Annotated in this window: 17 protein-coding genes; all 17 read left to right on the top strand. The window is 46.7% G+C overall.

Annotation, left to right across the window (positions count from 1 at the left end):
• The first annotated feature begins 10 nt into the window (after positions 1-10).
• The 17 genes from ABE547_RS02395 (at position 11) to ABE547_RS02315 (ending at position 15544) form a co-directional block, all read left to right on the top strand.
• Positions 11-1327: a phage portal protein gene (locus ABE547_RS02395; protein WP_347377267.1), complete on the top strand. Its 1317-nt coding sequence runs from the start codon at positions 11-13 to the stop codon at positions 1325-1327.
• Positions 1327-2073 (top strand): head maturation protease, ClpP-related, encoded by a 747-nt coding sequence (locus ABE547_RS02390; protein WP_347377266.1) that lies wholly within the window; start codon positions 1327-1329, stop codon positions 2071-2073. The genes ABE547_RS02395 and ABE547_RS02390 overlap by 1 nt, the downstream gene beginning before the upstream one ends.
• Before the next feature lie 77 nt (positions 2074-2150).
• Positions 2151-3371: a phage major capsid protein gene (locus tag ABE547_RS02385; RefSeq protein WP_347377265.1), complete on the top strand. Its 1221-nt coding sequence runs from the start codon at positions 2151-2153 to the stop codon at positions 3369-3371.
• 104 nt (positions 3372-3475) lie between these two features.
• On the top strand, positions 3476-3754 hold the full coding sequence (locus tag ABE547_RS02380) for a head-tail connector protein (RefSeq protein WP_347377264.1): 279 nt from the start codon (positions 3476-3478) through the stop codon (positions 3752-3754).
• A gap of 14 nt (positions 3755-3768) precedes the next feature.
• Complete coding sequence (locus tag ABE547_RS02375) at positions 3769-4110, top strand: phage head closure protein (RefSeq protein ID WP_347377263.1); 342 nt, start codon at positions 3769-3771, stop codon at positions 4108-4110.
• Between the two features lies 1 nt (position 4111).
• The gene (locus tag ABE547_RS02370) at positions 4112-4492 is read left to right on the top strand and encodes an HK97 gp10 family phage protein (RefSeq protein ID WP_347377262.1); all 381 of its coding nucleotides are present in this window, start codon (positions 4112-4114) and stop codon (positions 4490-4492) included.
• A gap of 2 nt (positions 4493-4494) precedes the next feature.
• Positions 4495-4818, top strand: a complete 324-nt coding sequence (locus tag ABE547_RS02365) for a hypothetical protein (protein WP_347377435.1) — start codon at positions 4495-4497, stop codon at positions 4816-4818.
• 14 nt (positions 4819-4832) lie between these two features.
• Complete coding sequence (locus ABE547_RS02360) at positions 4833-5417, top strand: major tail protein (RefSeq protein WP_347377261.1); 585 nt, start codon at positions 4833-4835, stop codon at positions 5415-5417.
• A 63-nt stretch (positions 5418-5480) separates the two neighbouring features.
• Positions 5481-5858, top strand: coding sequence for a hypothetical protein (locus ABE547_RS02355; protein ID WP_347377260.1), 378 nt, complete (start codon positions 5481-5483; stop codon positions 5856-5858).
• On the top strand, positions 5855-6028 hold the full coding sequence (locus tag ABE547_RS02350) for a hypothetical protein (RefSeq protein WP_347377259.1): 174 nt from the start codon (positions 5855-5857) through the stop codon (positions 6026-6028). The genes ABE547_RS02355 and ABE547_RS02350 overlap by 4 nt, the downstream gene beginning before the upstream one ends.
• 14 nt (positions 6029-6042) lie before the next feature.
• A complete protein-coding gene (locus ABE547_RS02345) occupies positions 6043-8874 on the top strand; it encodes a phage tail tape measure protein (protein WP_347377258.1) in 2832 nt (943 codons plus the stop codon).
• Positions 8875-8877: 3 nt separating this feature from the next.
• The gene (locus ABE547_RS02340) at positions 8878-9240 is read left to right on the top strand and encodes a hypothetical protein (protein WP_347377257.1); all 363 of its coding nucleotides are present in this window, start codon (positions 8878-8880) and stop codon (positions 9238-9240) included.
• Positions 9241-9256: 16 nt separating this feature from the next.
• Positions 9257-11179, top strand: a complete 1923-nt coding sequence (locus ABE547_RS02335; protein WP_347377256.1) for a hypothetical protein — start codon at positions 9257-9259, stop codon at positions 11177-11179.
• A 6-nt stretch (positions 11180-11185) separates the two neighbouring features.
• Positions 11186-12586 carry a hypothetical protein gene (locus tag ABE547_RS02330; RefSeq protein WP_347377255.1) on the top strand — a complete coding sequence of 467 codons (1401 nt, stop codon included), beginning with the start codon at positions 11186-11188 and terminating at the stop codon, positions 12584-12586.
• An 84-nt stretch (positions 12587-12670) separates the two neighbouring features.
• Positions 12671-13099 carry a phage holin family protein gene (locus tag ABE547_RS02325; RefSeq protein ID WP_347377254.1) on the top strand — a complete coding sequence of 143 codons (429 nt, stop codon included), beginning with the start codon at positions 12671-12673 and terminating at the stop codon, positions 13097-13099.
• 2 nt (positions 13100-13101) lie between these two features.
• Positions 13102-14514 carry a leucine-rich repeat protein gene (locus ABE547_RS02320; protein ID WP_347377253.1) on the top strand — a complete coding sequence of 471 codons (1413 nt, stop codon included), beginning with the start codon at positions 13102-13104 and terminating at the stop codon, positions 14512-14514.
• Between the two features lie 67 nt (positions 14515-14581).
• Positions 14582-15544 carry an N-acetylmuramoyl-L-alanine amidase gene (locus ABE547_RS02315; RefSeq protein ID WP_347377252.1) on the top strand — a complete coding sequence of 321 codons (963 nt, stop codon included), beginning with the start codon at positions 14582-14584 and terminating at the stop codon, positions 15542-15544.
• The last annotated feature ends 131 nt before the right edge of the window (positions 15545-15675 follow it).

Here is a 15675-nt window from a genome sequence, read left to right as displayed (position 1 = left end):
AGGAGGCTTTATGGGATTTTTCAGCAGCATATTTCGTGGAAGGGATGCTCCCACAGACAGGACTTCAGGTAGTGCATATTCGTTCTTTATGGGTGGTTCTACTTCCGGAAAGAGAGTAAATGAAAGAACAGCGATGCAGATGACGGCGGTGTACTCCTGTGTGAGGATACTGTCGGAGGCGGTGGCTGGACTTCCATTACAGTTTTACAGATATACCAAGGATGGCGGGAAAGAGAAGGCGGTGGATCATCCGCTTTATTTTTTGCTCCATGATGAACCGAATTCGGAAATGACAAGCTTTGTATTCCGTGAGACCTTGATGACGCATTTGCTTCTTTGGGGGAATGCGTACAGTCAGATTATCCGGAATGCGAGGGGCGAGATTATTGCACTTTATCCGCTGATGCCGGACAGGATGACGGTAAATCGGGATGGGGATGGACAGCTTTATTACGAGTATAACATGAGTACGGATGATGCTCATACTTTGAAGGGGTCTACGGTGAGGCTGCAGCCACACGATGTACTTCATATTCCGGGACTGGGATTTGATGGTCTTGTGGGGTACAGCCCGATAGCGATGGCGAAGAATGCCATTGGTATGGCGATTGCCTGTGAGGAGTATGGAGCGAAGTTCTTTGCAAATGGTGCAGCTCCTTCGGGTGTGTTGGAGCATCCGGGAACCATTAAGGATCCTTCCAGGGTGCGTGAGAGCTGGCAGTCAACCTTTGGTGGTTCTGCCAATGCCAATAAGGTTGCGGTTCTGGAAGAGGGAATGAAGTACACGCCGATTTCTATTAGTCCGAATGAAGCACAGTTTTTGGAAACCAGAAAATTTCAGATTGATGAGATAGCTCGAATCTTTAGGGTGCCGCCGCATATGGTTGGTGACCTGGAGAAGTCGAGCTTTTCTAATATTGAGCAGCAGTCACTGGAGTTTGTGAAGTACACTTTGGATCCCTGGGTGGCAAGATGGGAGCAGGCAATGGTCAGAGCCCTTCTTACACCGGAAGAGAAGAAGACTTACTTCTTTAAGTTCAATGTGGACGGCTTGCTCAGAGGCGATTACCAGAGCCGAATGAATGGTTATGCAACAGCAAGGCAGAATGGCTGGATGTCTGCAAATGATATCCGGGAGCTGGAAAATCTTGACCGCATTCCGGAAGAGGCCGGTGGCGATTTGTACCTCATCAATGGAAATATGACAAAGCTTGCGGATGCAGGAATATTTGCTTCAGGTGCATCTGAATCTACTGCTTCGGAGCCGGAAGATACCGGGCAGAGCAGGGATAAGCCACCTGATCAGAGAAAGAGAGGATACAGTTAATGAAGAGGAAATTTTGGAACTGGATAAAGAACCAGGATGAGGGCGAACTCGAAACGAGGACGCTCTTTTTGAATGGAGAAATCTCAGATGAGACCTGGTATGGCGATGAGGTTACTCCAAAGCTTTTCAAGGATGAGCTTGGTGCAGGAAAGGGTCCTATTACGGTCTGGATCAACAGTCCCGGTGGGGATGTGTTTGCTGCAGCTCAGATTTACAACATGCTGATGGATTATCCCTACGATGTGACAGTCAAGATTGACGGTCTTGCGGCTTCGGCTGCTTCGGTTATTGCGATGGCCGGAACTACGGTGGAAATGAGTCCTGTTGCTATGATGATGATTCACAATCCGGCGACCATCGCAATCGGAGACTCGGAGGAAATGAAGAAAGCGGTGAAGATGCTGGATGAAGTGAAGGAATCCATTATGAATGCTTATGAGATCAAGACCGGGCTTGCCAGGGATAAGATTTCAAAGCTGATGGATGCAGAGAGCTGGTTCAATGCGAAAAAAGCAGTGGAACTGGGCTTTGCAGATAAAATCCTGTTCTCTGACGGACAGGGTGGTGAAACAGAAGGGGCTGGTGAAGGAATGGTGGTAAGCGATGAGATGAGTGCTCCTGTGATGTTTTCCAGACAGGCAGTAACCAATTCCATGCTTTCCAAACTGATTCCACCTAAGAAACCAGCAGAAAAGAGAACTCCGGTGGATCAGCTGGAGAAAAGATTATCGCTGTTATCGCACTGATAATAGCAGGAAACAAATTGACACAGGCGGTTGCAGAGATGCAGCCGTTTCATTTTATCCAAATGGAGGAAAAGACGATGAGTAAGCTTTTAGAACTGAGAGAGAAAAGAGCAAAGGCATGGGACGCTACAAAGCAGTTTCTTGATGCCAAGAGAGGTGCAGACGGTATGCTCTCCGAGGAAGACACTGCAACCTACGACAAGATGGAACAGGACGTGATGAATCTTGGGAAAGAGATTGAGCGTCTGGAGAGACAGGCTGCCATTGATGCAGAGCTTTCCAAGGCTACAAGCACTCCTCTTACCGGTAAGCCCGGTGCCAGGATGGGGAAGGATGAGAAGGAAAAGACCGGTCGTGCTTCTGATGAGTATAAGTGTTCCTTCTGGAATGCCATGAGAGTAAAGGCTCCGATGCCTTCTGTGCTGAATGCACTTCAGGAGGGGACTGATTCTGAAGGCGGTTATCTTGTTCCTGATGAGTTTGAGAGAACTCTGGTGGAAGCACTTGAGGAAGAGAATGTATTCCGTACGCTTGCCCATGTGATTCGTACTTCCAGCGGTGACCGCAAGATTCCGGTTGTGGCATCCAAGGGGTCTGCGAACTGGGTGGATGAAGAGGGTGCTTATCAGGAATCTGATGATGCATTCAGCCAGGTATCTATCGGTGCATACAAGCTTGGTACCATGATCAAGGTTTCTGAGGAACTCCTTGCTGACAGTGTCTTTGACCTTGAAGCATATATCTCCAGGGAGTTTGCAAGACGTATCGGTGCAAGAGAGGAAGAGTCCTTCTTCAATGGCGATGGTAAAGGCAAGCCTCTTGGTATTCTTGCAGCTGCCGGTGGTGCTGAGGTTGGTGTGACTGCCGCTTCTGCAACTGCCATTACTGCTGATGAGGTAATTGACCTTTTCTACAGCTTAAAGGCTCCTTACCGTAAGAATGCGGTCTGGTTACTGAACGATGCGACTGTGAAGCAGATCCGCAAGCTTAAGGATTCTACCGGCCAGTATTTATGGCAGCCTTCCCTGGTTGCAGGTACTCCGGACACGATCCTTGGCAGACCTGTGAAGACTTCTGCGTTTATGCCTACTGCGGCAGCCGGTGCAAAGACGATCGCCTTCGGTGATTTCAAGTATTACTGGATTGCAGACCGTCAGGGCAGAACTTTTAAGAAGCTTTCCGAGCTTTTTGCAGCTACCGGTCAGGTCGGTTTCATGGGAATCCAGAGAGTGGATGGCAAGCTTATCCTTCCTGAAGCAATCAAGGTTCTTCAGCAGAAGAGTGGTTCTGCATCCTAAGGAAATGTAAATAACTGAGCCCCTGGAAATCTTCGGATGCCCATGAAAGCTTACTCTTTGCGGAGAATGTGAGAAAGGCAATGGTTTATGTGAGGTGATGTTTGATGGCAGTAGTTACATTGGAAGAAATGAAGAATTATCTGCGGGTGGACTTTGATGACGATGATGCACTGCTTGAGAGCATCATTGTACAGAGCCAGCAGATATGTATGGATGTGGCGAGGTTTACAGACCTGGAAGATTTTGAAAAACAGCCTGTGAGTAAGATTGCGGTCATGTATGCGGTGGCTTATCTGTATGAGCATCGCGAGGATGCAGACCACAGAGCACTTACTGTTGGACTTAGAGCTTTGCTTTTTGGAATCAGAGAGCCTGGATTTTGATGGGAGGGATTGCTTTGAAAATATCTTTGATGAATGAAAAAGTGACCTTTCAGAAAAATGTGGTGGTGGCGGATGCCGTCGGCAATCATAAGAATGTCTGGGAAGATTTCTATACCTGTCACGCTACGATTGGTGGCGAGGGTATGGCAAGTTCAAAGGAAAAGGAAGCGGCAGGAAGTATTGTGGAAGATGTGGGAATGACAGTGACGGTTCGTTATTGCAGGAAGGCATCCGAGATAGGTTCCACAACTCACAGGATTATTTTCAGGGATGAGATCTATGATATCACGAACGTGGATCATATGAATTTCAAGAAGAGGAGTCTGAAATTCAGCTGCAGGAAAGTGAGGCGGTAACATGAGGCAAAGCAAGATTAAGGTAGATGAGCTTGCAAAGGAAATCATGGACGGGCTTCAGGAGTATGCTGACCTTGCAACAGAGGATATGAAAAAGGCTGTGAGGAAATCCGGGAATGTAGCGAAGAAGGATATTGCCGAGAATGCTCCAAAGAGAACAGGAAAGTATGGAAAAAGCTGGAATGTGAAAACAACCTTGGAGACTTCAACTGCCATGACGGTTACGGTGCATTCCAAGACGCAGTATCAGCTGGCGCATCTGTTGGAATTTGGGCATGCACTGAGGCAGGGCGGTAGGACAAGGGCATTTCCTCATATTGAGCCTGCGGAGCAGAGAGCGGCAGAAATGCTGGAAAGAGAAGTGGAGGCGGCACTCAAATGACAATGGAAGAACTTGTGGCGATGCTGCAGAAGATGGGCATTCCCTTTGCTTATGACCATTTCGCAGAGGGAGAGAGTCCTGATCCACCGTTTATCTGTTATCTCCTGCCGGGCAGTAATAACTTTGCTGCAGATGGAAAGGTGTATTTTAAGATAAATCAGGTGAGGATTGAGCTTTACACAGACAGTAAGGATTTGGCTGTGGAGCGAAAAGTGGAAATGGTACTGGATGATTCCGGTATTTTTTATAACAAGAGTGAAGTTTGGATCCAGAGTGAGAAGCTTTATGAGGTACTTTATTCATTCGAGGTTCCTGCTACAGATTAAGGAGGATTTTGATTATGGCTAAGAATAAGGTCAAATACAATCTTAAGAATGCTCACTATGCGATGCTTAAGGTGGATGAAGAGGGTGTGGTTTCCTTCGATAAGCCTGTGGCATTGCCTGGTGCAGTTTCGATTTCTCTGGATGCCAATGGAGAACCGGAGAATTTCTATGCGGATGGTACCGCATACTACGTAATCAATAACAACATGGGTTATGACGGTGATCTGGAGCTTGCGATGATTCCGGAGGATTTCAGAGTATCTGCTCTGAATGAGACTCTGGATGACAACAAGGTTCTGATTGAGGATGCGAATTCTGAGTTGAACAGATTTGCACTTCTTTTCGAGTTTGATGGCGATGTGAAGCACATCCGTCATGTACTTTATAACTGTTCTGCTTCCAGACCTGGTATCGAGGGTAAGACAAACGAAGAGAGCAGAGAGGTTCAGACGGAAACGCTTACCATCAAGGCGACACCGCTTGCAAGTGGTGTGGTAAAAGCCAAGACCGGTAATGAGACAGACAGTACGGTTTATGCCGATTGGTACAAGGCGGTTTACATGCCGACCATTACCGGTGTGAATACAAGTGAAGAGTAATAGGTTATGGTGCCCTGGGATTTGTAAGTCTCAGGGCATTTTAATCAGATTGGAGGAAATGCTATGAGCATGGTTAAGAATATCGAAATTGACGGAAAACAGGTGCCTTTCAGAGCAAGTGCTGCGATTCCGAGAATATACAGAATGAAGTTCCAGAGGGATATCTATAAGGATCTGGCTTCTTTGGAGAAAGCAATTGACAGCAACAGCGAAGAGGTGAGCAACCTGGATTTGTTCTCTCTGGAGATGTTTGAAAACATTGCCTATGTAATGGCAAAGCATGCAGACCCAGGCATTCCTGATACACCGGAGGAGTGGCTGGATGCTTTCAATACATTCAGTATTTATCAGGTGCTTCCAAAGATCATCGAGCTTTGGGGATTGAATGTGAGAACGGATGCAGAGGCTAAAAAAAACTTCGTGCAACAGACCGTCAGATGACAACGCCATTGTTTCTGCTTCGATGCGTTCAGCTTGGAATCTCTATCAGGGATTTGGATTTGCTGACAATAGGAATGGTGAATGACATGTATGTGGAGAGCGGGAACGATCAGGATGCTGACAAGCATTACAGTGTGCTTGCAACGCAGTCTGATTTTGACCGTTTTTAGAAGGGAGGTTCGGTATGGCTGCATCGAGAATTAAAGGTATTATCATCGAAATCGGCGGCGATACCACGAAACTTCAGACAGCATTAAAGGGTGTTAATACTGAGATAAGAAATACCCAGGCTCAGCTTAAGGATGTTGAGAAGCTTCTTAAGCTGGATCCTGGTAATACAGAGCTTCTGGCGCAGAAGCATAAACTGCTTGGGGATGCGGTTAAGGAAACTAAGGAAAAACTGGAGACCTTAAAGACGGCTGCGGAACAGGCAGAGAAAGCTTTGAATGACGGTACGATTTCCAAGGATCAGTATGATGCTCTGCAAAGAGAGATTATTGAAACGGAGAATGAGTTAAAGAGACTGGAAGAGCAGGCGAACCAGTCTGCAACTGCCTTGCAGAAGATTTCCGCTACTGGTGAAAAGTTAAAGGATGTGGGTAGTAACATTGAAGGGGCGGGAAAGAAGCTTCTGCCGGTTACTGCTACGGTAACGGCTCTTGGTACGGCATCGGTTAAGACAGCGGCAGATTTTGAAGCTGCCATGAGTAAGGTGGCGGCGGTATCGGGAGCAACCGGAAGTGACCTTGAGGCTCTTTCGAAGAAAGCCAGAGAGATGGGAAGCAAGACAAAATTCTCTGCATCGGAGGCGGCTGAGGCGATGAGCTACATGGCAATGGCTGGCTGGAAGACAGAGGACATGCTTTCCGGTATTGAAGGTGTCATGAATCTGGCGGCTGCATCTGGGGAAGACCTTGCAACGACTTCTGATATCGTAACCGATGCTTTGACTGCTTTTGGATTGTCGGCTCAGGATTCCGGGCACTTTGCAGATGTGTTAGCGGCGGCAAGTTCCAATGCAAATACGAATGTGTCTATGATGGGTGAGACCTTCAAGTACTGTGCACCGATTGCCGGTGCTTTGGGGTTCTCAGTGGAAGATACTGCAGAAGCTATTGGTCTGATGGCAAATGCCGGTATCAAGTCCACTCAGGCAGGTACTTCCCTTCGAACCATTATGACGAATCTTTCCGGAGAGGTTAAGATTTGTGGGGAGAATATTGGTGAGGTGACAGTTGCCACCACCAATGCAGATGGTTCCATGAGGGATTTGTCGGATATTCTGGCTGACTGTAGAACTGCTTTTTCTGGATTATCTGAATCGGAGAAGGCTGCGGCTGCAGAATCACTTGTTGGTAAGAATGCAATGTCTGGATTCCTTGCACTTATGAATGCAGGAGAAGGGGATATAGCAAAGCTCTCAGGAGCGATAGATAACTGTAACGGTGCTGCCCAGAGTATGGCAGACACTATGAATAATAACCTGGAAGGTCAGCTTACCATACTGAAATCTCAGTTGCAGGAGCTGGCCATTTCTTTTGGTGAGATTCTGTTACCAGCGGTGAAGAGCATTGTTTCGTTTCTGCAGGGATTTATCAATGTATTGAACAGTATGCCGGAAGGTATGAAACAGACCATTGTGACGATTGCTCTTGTGGCGGCGGCTCTGGGTCCGGTACTGATTATAATAGGTAAAGTGATATCTGCTGTAGGTACGATAATGACGATTGTGCCCAAGGTGGCAGGTGTCATTAAGACAGTCCAGGGAGCCTTTGCAGCACTGAATGCTACGATGCTTGCTAATCCGATTGTGCTGATCATAGCAGCGATTGCGGCTCTGGTTGCAGCCTTCATTTATCTTTGGAATACCAATGAGGAGTTCAGACAGTTCTGGATTGATCTCTGGGAGGATATCAAAGAGATTGCAGTTGCAGTGTGGGAGAGCTTAAAAGAGTTCTTTTCTGTAGCATGGGAAGCAATCAGGGCTACGGCTGAAACGGTATGGAATGCGATTGCTGGATTCTTTACCGGGCTATGGGAAGGAATCAAGAATACGTTTACTACTGTTGTGAATGCGATTTCCTCTTTCCTGAGCACTGCCTGGAATACGATCCAGACGGTTGCAACTACGGTTTGGACAGCGATTTCCACATTTTTCAGTACGATATGGAATGGTATAAAGACGGTGGTGACTACAGTGGTTACGGCAATCAGTGCGTTCCTGGCAACAGCCTGGAACACCATCAAGACAGTGATTACGACTGTATTGAATGCCATCAAGACGGTGTTCTCTACCGTATGGAATGCGATCAAAAATGTGGTTACTACGGTAGTAAATGGCATTAAGAATACCATTACGACGGTTTGGAATGGTATCAAGAATACAGTAACTACCGTTGTGAATGCCATTAAGACGGCGGTGTCTACTGCTTTCAGTTCCATGTGGAATGGCATTAAGAATACTATTTCCGGAATCTACAATACCATTAAGGATGGCTTTACAAATGCGATGAATTTCATTAAGAATCTTGCTTCCTCTGCGTTCAGCTGGGGAGCGGATATCATTAATGGAATTGTGAATGGTATCAAGTCCTGCATCAGTAAGGTGAAGGATGCAGTTTGCAGCGTGGCTGACACCATTAAATCCTTCCTGCATTTCTCTGTACCAGATGAAGGACCTCTGACAGAGTATGAGAGCTGGATGCCAGACTTTGTGTCCGGACTGGCGAAGGGAATTGAGAAGAGCAAGGGAATGGTAAAGGATGCAGTGAGCGGTCTGGCGGCAGATATGGTGGTAAATCCTCAGGTGAATGCAGGTCAGATGGCTATGGCAGGCGGTGGTTCTGTGGCAAGTGCAGATATGAGTAGTTTTGTATCGGCGATTAAGGATGCGGTTTCTTCTGTTAATGGTGGCAGTGGTGACATTGTAATTCCTGTGTACCTTGGAGGTACGATGCTGGATGAAGTGATTGTAAATGCTCAGCAGAGAGCAAATCTAAGAAGTGGAGGAAGATAAGTGATGGCATTTTTTCAGTATTTGAATTTTGACGGCGTGGATCTTCCTCTGCCGGATAATTATGAAGTGGATATGACGGATAAGGAAGCAGACAGTGGCGGCGAGACAGAGGCAGGAACCGTGCAGAGGGATGTGGTTCGTACCGGTGTGGTTACTATTACTGTTTCCTTTTCTGTTACCCAGAAGTGGCTAAGATTACTGACCGGGTATAAACAGCAGGAGAAGATTCGGGTTGGATTTTTTGACCCGGAGACTGCAAGTGTTAGACAGGCAGAGATGTATGTGGAAGGATTCAAGGCAAAGCTTAAGAAGGATACAAGCTATAAGGGGCTTTGGATTGTTTCATTTACTTTGAAGGAATTATAAGAAAGAGGGTGTTTTCGTGTATCCGGTGAGTGAAGCATTCCTGCAGGCGGTGCAGGAGAACACAAGAAGCTATTTTTGGTCGGGAAGGATTACGACAACGAAGGGTGTCACGTATAAGTTTGGAGCAGATGATATCGTAAAGGGAAGTGGCTATATTTCCAGTCAGTGCTGCGGTTCTACGGAGATTGAGCTTGGTACGGTGTATGCAGCGGAGATGGGGATCACGCTTTTATCTGATATTGACAGATATACTCTGGAAGATGCTCTGGTGGAATTGTTCTATCATCTGAGACTGTCGGATGGCAGCTTTGAAGAGGTTCCAATGGGAATCTTTGAGGTGTCGGAGGCTAATCGAAATATCAAGACTTTGGAGCTCAAAGCCTATGATTACATGCTTCGGTTTGATAAAAGCTTCAATGGTTTTGAAACCATTGGCACGGTGTTTGATTTTGTGAGTCTGTGTTGTAAGGCATGTAAGGTTGAGATGGCGCAGAGTAAGGCGGAATATGAGGCAATGCCCAATGGAACGGAGCTGCTTTCCATTTATACAGAGAATGATATTGAGACCTACCGGGATGTGCTCTACTATGTGGGGCAGGTGCTTGGTGGGTTTTTCTGTATCAACAGAGAGGGCAAGCTGGAACTGAGGAAGTATGGTAATGAGCCGGTGATGGAACTGGAAACAAAGCACCGCTTTACCAGCAGCTTTTCCGATTTTATTACAAGGTACACGGCGGTTTCTTCTACCAACATGAAAACGGAAACGGCAGAGTATTATCATCTGGATCCGGATGATGGACTGACGCTGAATCTTGGAGTGAATCCACTGTTACAGTTTGGACTTAAGGAAACAAGAGAGCAGCTGTGCATGAATATCCTGAATGACCTGGCAGTAGTGGATTATGTGCCTTTTGATTCCGATACCATTGGAAATCCTGCTTTGGATTTGGGAGATGTGATCCGGTTTAAGGGTGGACAGGCGGATGAAACCAGGATATCTGCTATTACTTCCATGCAGTGTAAGATTGGTGGGAAGCACACACTGAAGGGCGTGGGTAAGAATCCGAGACTGGCACATGCCAAGTCAAAGAATGATAAAAACATCAGCGGTCTGTTGAATCAGATCATCGATAACAAGGAAGCTGGCAAAATTGGTATTCATACCTTTACCAATGCCAGCTCTTTTACTGTAGGGGCGGATGATGTGAAGATTATTTCCATCGAGTTTGCACCGAACGAAGCTGTTATGGCACAGTTCTTTGGTTCTGTGATCGTGGGAGTGAATGCAGATCAGGTGGAGAGGTCTGTGGTTGCAAGAAGGGATGTGGTGATTCCTTCGGTGGAAGTTACAGAACCTGTAGAAAATACTGCAGGCGATGGTGGTGTTGTGGATGCTACGGATGAAACCAGTGGAAGTTCGGATAGTGCTGTTGCAGCAGAGGAGCCTGTTGTGATTGGCAACACAAAAGAACAGACGCTGTCTGTGGAATTACCTGTGGTCTGGAAGGAAGACGGACAGGTGGTAGTTCATTTCACCTTTGAGTTTAATGATAACATCATCGAGATCCATCAGCCGGAAGAGACCTGGCATTCCGGAAAGCATTCCATCATGCTGTATTATCCGATTGAAAATTTGGTGGCGAATTACAGAAACATTTTCAATGTGTATGCAAGGGCAACGGGTGGAACGGTTACGGTGGATACCGGTGATTGTCTTGCCGCAATTATGGGTCAGTCAATGGGTGCCGGGGAAGCCTGGGATGGTGAAATTAAACTTACGGAAACCATTAAGAAAGTAGAAATTGGTGGCGTGCTTCAGATGGCTGCTGTTGATGAAGATATCACCTGGAAGATTGATGAGCTTGTGAAGAGAACCTACAGTGATGTGGTTCATGGAAGAATTGGAATCGGCGCATTTGCTATGCCGGTGGAAAGGTAGGTAAGAATGAAGCTGAAAGGAAATATGGTCATCGAGATGATCGATGATGCCACCGGGGAAGTGGTGGAAAGGGTACAGGAAGAGAATATGGTGACGAATGCGGTAAATCATATCCTGGGATTGAATCCTATGGGTATTTTTTATTCTGTGGCAGGGGAGTATGATACCCATCTGCTCTGGAACGATAATCTTCTTCCCATCTGCCCTAACATGATCGGGGGCATACTGCTTTATTCGGAAGCTTTGACAGAGGATGCGGACAATATATATCCGTCGACAAATAAGCTCCCGGTGGCATATGCATCCAACGATGTAAATGCCACGGCGGATGTGGCAAGGGGAAGTATGAATCTGACGGAGAGTAAGCCGCTTGATAATGGTTATCGGTTTGTGTGGGAATTCACACCAAGCCAGGGAAACGGAACCATTGCTGCGGTGGCACTGACTTCCAAACAGGGTGGTGTGGCTGCTTATGGCAGTAAGGAGAACTCCAAGGATGCCTTTTATCAGATCATGGAGACCAGACTTGAGACACAGACCGTGGAGGAACTTGCAGAGCTGTTCAGCACGGTGGAGGTGGATTTTGATAATAATATCCTGATTAACATGCGTTTTCAGGACAGCTCCGTGATTATCCATAAGAGAAGGCTTCCGGTGTTTGCGCTGGGACTTAATGACAGGCTGAATGATACCACCAATGCTTTGCTTGAGGAAAAGGTAATTCCCTGCAGTACCTTTAAGTTCCTTGGAAGCTATACGCCTTATGGTGACTTTCTGGACGGACATGACGGATACTGGTATGGGTTTGCAAATCAGGCAAACTCTTCTGGGGATGCAACTATGTACTGGGTAAAGATCAAGAAGGATGATTACACCATGACAGAGGGGGTGTGGACACTGTCCAATGCCTGTCTGAAGGCGATTGGAAGCTTCAAGGTGGATACCTATGCCCAGAGATCTGTGAGAGGTGTTATCCGGAATGGCTATCTGTATCTGACAGCTTACAATGATGAGGGTATTTACAAGATCAATCTCAGTAATTCCACGGATGTGACACTGATTCCATTTGGATTTACGTCAGAGGGAAAATCGCAGACCGGTTCCGGTACCTGTGCGAATTATCTGTTTATGGTGAATGACCTGATTATCGGATGGGATTATCAGATTAAGCCGGATGATACGGTGGTGCAGACGGTTGGAAGTACAAGGCTTCTTAATCTGGGTACACCGGTGTTCCAGTACAAGGAATTCTGCTTTGGATGGGGCGGCAACTATGGTTCGGATTACAGGATGTGTTTTCTGCTGACACCGTATCTGGCCAGTATCAACAACTTGAGCACAGCGGTAGTGAAGACGACGGATAAAACGATGAAGATCACCTATGAGTTGACGGAAGAGGAAAGCTGACAAGGATAGCATTTTTTGATGAGGTAGTTGTTTTAGGAGGCAACTGCTTTTTCTATACAATTTTTTTTAGGAGGAACAGAGGATATGAAAGAGTTTTGGAGTATGGTGCAGCTTGTATTTACCGGGATCGGTGGCTGGCTTGGTTACTTTTTAGGAGGGTGTGACGGCTTGATTCTTGCATTGCTTTTGTTTGTGATCGTTGATTACATTACGGGCGTGATGTGTGCCATTGCCGACAGAAAGCTTTCCAGTGAGGTGGGCTTTAAGGGCATCTGCAGGAAGGTGCTGATTTTTCTGCTCGTGGGGATCGCAAATATTCTGGATGTCAATGTGATCGGAACGGGAAGTGTGCTAAGGACAGCCGTGATCTTTTTCTACATTTCCAATGAAGGTGTAAGCCTTCTGGAGAATGCAGCACATCTTGGTCTTCCGGTACCGGACAAAATGAAGGCCGTACTGGAGCAGCTGCATAAAAAGGGAGAAGATGGTGACGAAGGAAAGGATGGCGAGTAAGGATGATCGAGCTTATTTCTGTTACCAATAACAATGTGAAGCATTTTGCCGCAGTGGGGATCACTGTGGCAGAGCTTCCGGTGAAAGACCTGGGAACCGGCTCCACTTGTATGATGCTGGATACCGGAAAGAAATATATCTTTTTTGAAGGAAACGAAAGCTGGTATGAGGACAGCTCAGGAAGCGGAGGGGGCGGAGGCGGGGATGTGAAGGCGGTACTTTCCATCGATCCGGAGATGGTCAACTTTATCGACTATGACGGGACTGTCGTGGAGCAGTGGAGCCTTGATTCACTGCCGAAAAAGACAGAGCTTCCTGCATTTCCGGAGCATACAGGGCTTACTGCCCAGAACTGGAACTGGACACTGGAGGATATACAGGATTTCGGGAAACCGAATGTTGTCGGGATGCTCTATGTGACGGATGACGGATGGTCCAGATTTTATCTCGATATTGCTGAGAGAAAGGAAATCGTAGTGTCTGTAGGTGTTTCCGGGACGCAGGAGATAGAGATTGACTGGGGTGACGGAACAAAGGAAACTGTTACGGTCGAGTACAGCAGAGTATTAAAGCATGTGTATCCTTCTTCCAGGGAGTTCATCCTCCGTATGAATGGAAACGGCGTGAATTACAATATCAGCTATATCAGGTTTTATGATCCGGTTACAGGTGATGATATCAGGAATACCTATTACGGCATCGTAAGGAAGATAGAATCCGGACAGGGACTGGGCTTTTATTCGAGTGCTTTTTATTATGCAATCAGTCTTGAGACTGTCAGTTTTTCCGAGGGGCTTGTAATGCTGGGTGCCCAGGCATTTGCTGCGTCGGGACTTAAGGCTGCCGTGCTGCCAAAGGGGATCACAAATCTTTCAAATTCTGTTTTTAATGAAGCAAAATGGCTGGAAGCAGTTTCTCTTCCAAGGGAACTGGTAAAGATGGGAAGTAAGGCATTCTGTAAATGCCAGAATCTGGGATTTGCGGTGATTCCGGACAGGGTAACGATCATAGATGCGAGTGATTTTTCTGACTGCAGTATGTTGGAAGCAATTGTTCTGGGAGATACGATCAGTTCCGGTGGAGGGGCTCTCTTTAGTGCCTGTATGAATCTTAGGAGTGTAGTGCTTCCGGATGGTCTGACCCAGCTTCCGTCACAGATACTTTATTATTGTGCGAGTTTGCAGAAGGTAACCGTGGGAAGCAAAGTGACAGCTATATCCAATACTGCATTCTCCGCATGCAAAGTACTCAAAGAGATTATTTTTCTGGCAATGGATCCGCCTGTCGGGGCAAGCGGGATGTTCGGGGACGTTGCAGCCGGTTTTGTGATCCGTGTACCGAAGGGTTCCGGGGAAGCTTATAAAGCTGCTGAATTCTGGTCTGATTATGCAGACAACATCGTGGAAATGGAATAAACAATAGTGATCTTTACCGCAGTCATCCGATATGGCTGCGGTTTTTCAATGAAAGGAGAAAACGAATATGGGATATACAAACAGTTCATTAACAGAATATGTGAAATTGAGTCCGAATCATTCCGGGCAGAGAGTAAGGGCAATCGACAGGATCACGCCACACTGTGTTGTGGGGCAGTGTACTGCAGAAGGCCTGGGAGATTGGTTTGCTAAGACATCTACTCAGGCTTCTTCCAATTATGGGATCGACAGGGATGGCAGAGTCGGATTGTATGTAGAAGAGAAGAATCGATCCTGGTGTACGTCCAGCAATGCCAATGACCAGAGGGCGGTTACCATTGAGTGTGCCAGTGATACGTCAGAGCCATACTGGATGAATGAGAAAGTCTATGCGAAGCTGATTGAGCTTTGTACTGATATCTGCAGGAGGAATGGGAAGAAGAAACTCCTGTGGTTTGCAGACAAGAATAAGTCGTTGAATTATACTCCGAAAAGTGACGAGATGCTGCTTACGGTGCATCGCTGGTTTGCAAACAAGAGCTGTCCAGGGAACTGGCTGTATGCAAGGCTTGGTGACCTGGCTTCTAAGGTTACGGCAAAACTTGGAGGCGAAAATGATGGAACGACAGAGCCCGTACAGAAGAAGTACTACCGTGTGAGAAAGACCTGGGCAGATGCTGCTTCTCAGCTTGGTGCCTATACGGTTCTGGAGAATGCAAAGCAGATGGTGGATAAGAATCCGGGATATACAGTGTTTGACTGGAATGGGAAGCAGGTTTATCCTGAGGTGGCAGAAGGTGCTGCAAATGGGATGATGAATGCGGATTGTCCATTTATGGTGAAGGTGAGTGTTCCAGATCTTAATATCAGGAAGGGAGCTGGTACAGATACGGTTAAGACTGGAAAATATACCGGAGTTGGTTGCTTTACCATCATGGAAGTAAGAGAGGGTAAAGGCTCTAATGCTGGATGGGGCAAGCTGAAATCCGGGGCTGGATGGATTGCATTGGATTTCTGCCAGAGAGTGTAAGTGAATAAGGTAGAGAGAGTGAGCCTGGGGGGTGTCTGATTAATTTCAGACATCAGCAGGCTTTTTTCTGTTTGAAGTTAAAAATTGGCTTTTTTTCTTTGCCTGTGACTTGGGAAGAAGTCTTCTCAGGA

Origin of the sequence: Dorea sp. YH-dor226, assembly GCF_039832105.1 — a bacterium.
Lineage (GTDB): Bacteria > Bacillota > Clostridia > Lachnospirales > Lachnospiraceae > Dorea_A.
This window is presented reverse-complemented; position numbering and strand designations above follow the sequence as displayed.

What these genes read in the sequence shown, in the direction of transcription:
- ABE547_RS02355 (WP_347377260.1), top strand. Translation starts at nt 5,481, where the DNA reads ATGAGCATGGTTAAGAATATCGAAATTGACGGAAAACAGGTGCCTTTC.
- ABE547_RS02365 (WP_347377435.1), top strand. Translation starts at nt 4,495, where the DNA reads ATGGAAGAACTTGTGGCGATGCTGCAGAAGATGGGCATTCCCTTTGCT.
- ABE547_RS02360 (WP_347377261.1), top strand. Translation starts at nt 4,833, where the DNA reads ATGGCTAAGAATAAGGTCAAATACAATCTTAAGAATGCTCACTATGCG.
- ABE547_RS02385 (WP_347377265.1), top strand. Translation starts at nt 2,151, where the DNA reads ATGAGTAAGCTTTTAGAACTGAGAGAGAAAAGAGCAAAGGCATGGGAC.
- ABE547_RS02380 (WP_347377264.1), top strand. Translation starts at nt 3,476, where the DNA reads ATGGCAGTAGTTACATTGGAAGAAATGAAGAATTATCTGCGGGTGGAC.
- ABE547_RS02320 (WP_347377253.1), top strand. Translation starts at nt 13,102, where the DNA reads ATGATCGAGCTTATTTCTGTTACCAATAACAATGTGAAGCATTTTGCC.
- ABE547_RS02325 (WP_347377254.1), top strand. Translation starts at nt 12,671, where the DNA reads ATGAAAGAGTTTTGGAGTATGGTGCAGCTTGTATTTACCGGGATCGGT.
- ABE547_RS02330 (WP_347377255.1), top strand. Translation starts at nt 11,186, where the DNA reads ATGAAGCTGAAAGGAAATATGGTCATCGAGATGATCGATGATGCCACC.
- ABE547_RS02390 (WP_347377266.1), top strand. Translation starts at nt 1,327, where the DNA reads ATGAAGAGGAAATTTTGGAACTGGATAAAGAACCAGGATGAGGGCGAA.
- ABE547_RS02370 (WP_347377262.1), top strand. Translation starts at nt 4,112, where the DNA reads ATGAGGCAAAGCAAGATTAAGGTAGATGAGCTTGCAAAGGAAATCATG.
- ABE547_RS02340 (WP_347377257.1), top strand. Translation starts at nt 8,878, where the DNA reads ATGGCATTTTTTCAGTATTTGAATTTTGACGGCGTGGATCTTCCTCTG.
- ABE547_RS02345 (WP_347377258.1), top strand. Translation starts at nt 6,043, where the DNA reads ATGGCTGCATCGAGAATTAAAGGTATTATCATCGAAATCGGCGGCGAT.
- ABE547_RS02315 (WP_347377252.1), top strand. Translation starts at nt 14,582, where the DNA reads ATGGGATATACAAACAGTTCATTAACAGAATATGTGAAATTGAGTCCG.
- ABE547_RS02395 (WP_347377267.1), top strand. Translation starts at nt 11, where the DNA reads ATGGGATTTTTCAGCAGCATATTTCGTGGAAGGGATGCTCCCACAGAC.
- ABE547_RS02350 (WP_347377259.1), top strand. Translation starts at nt 5,855, where the DNA reads ATGACAACGCCATTGTTTCTGCTTCGATGCGTTCAGCTTGGAATCTCT.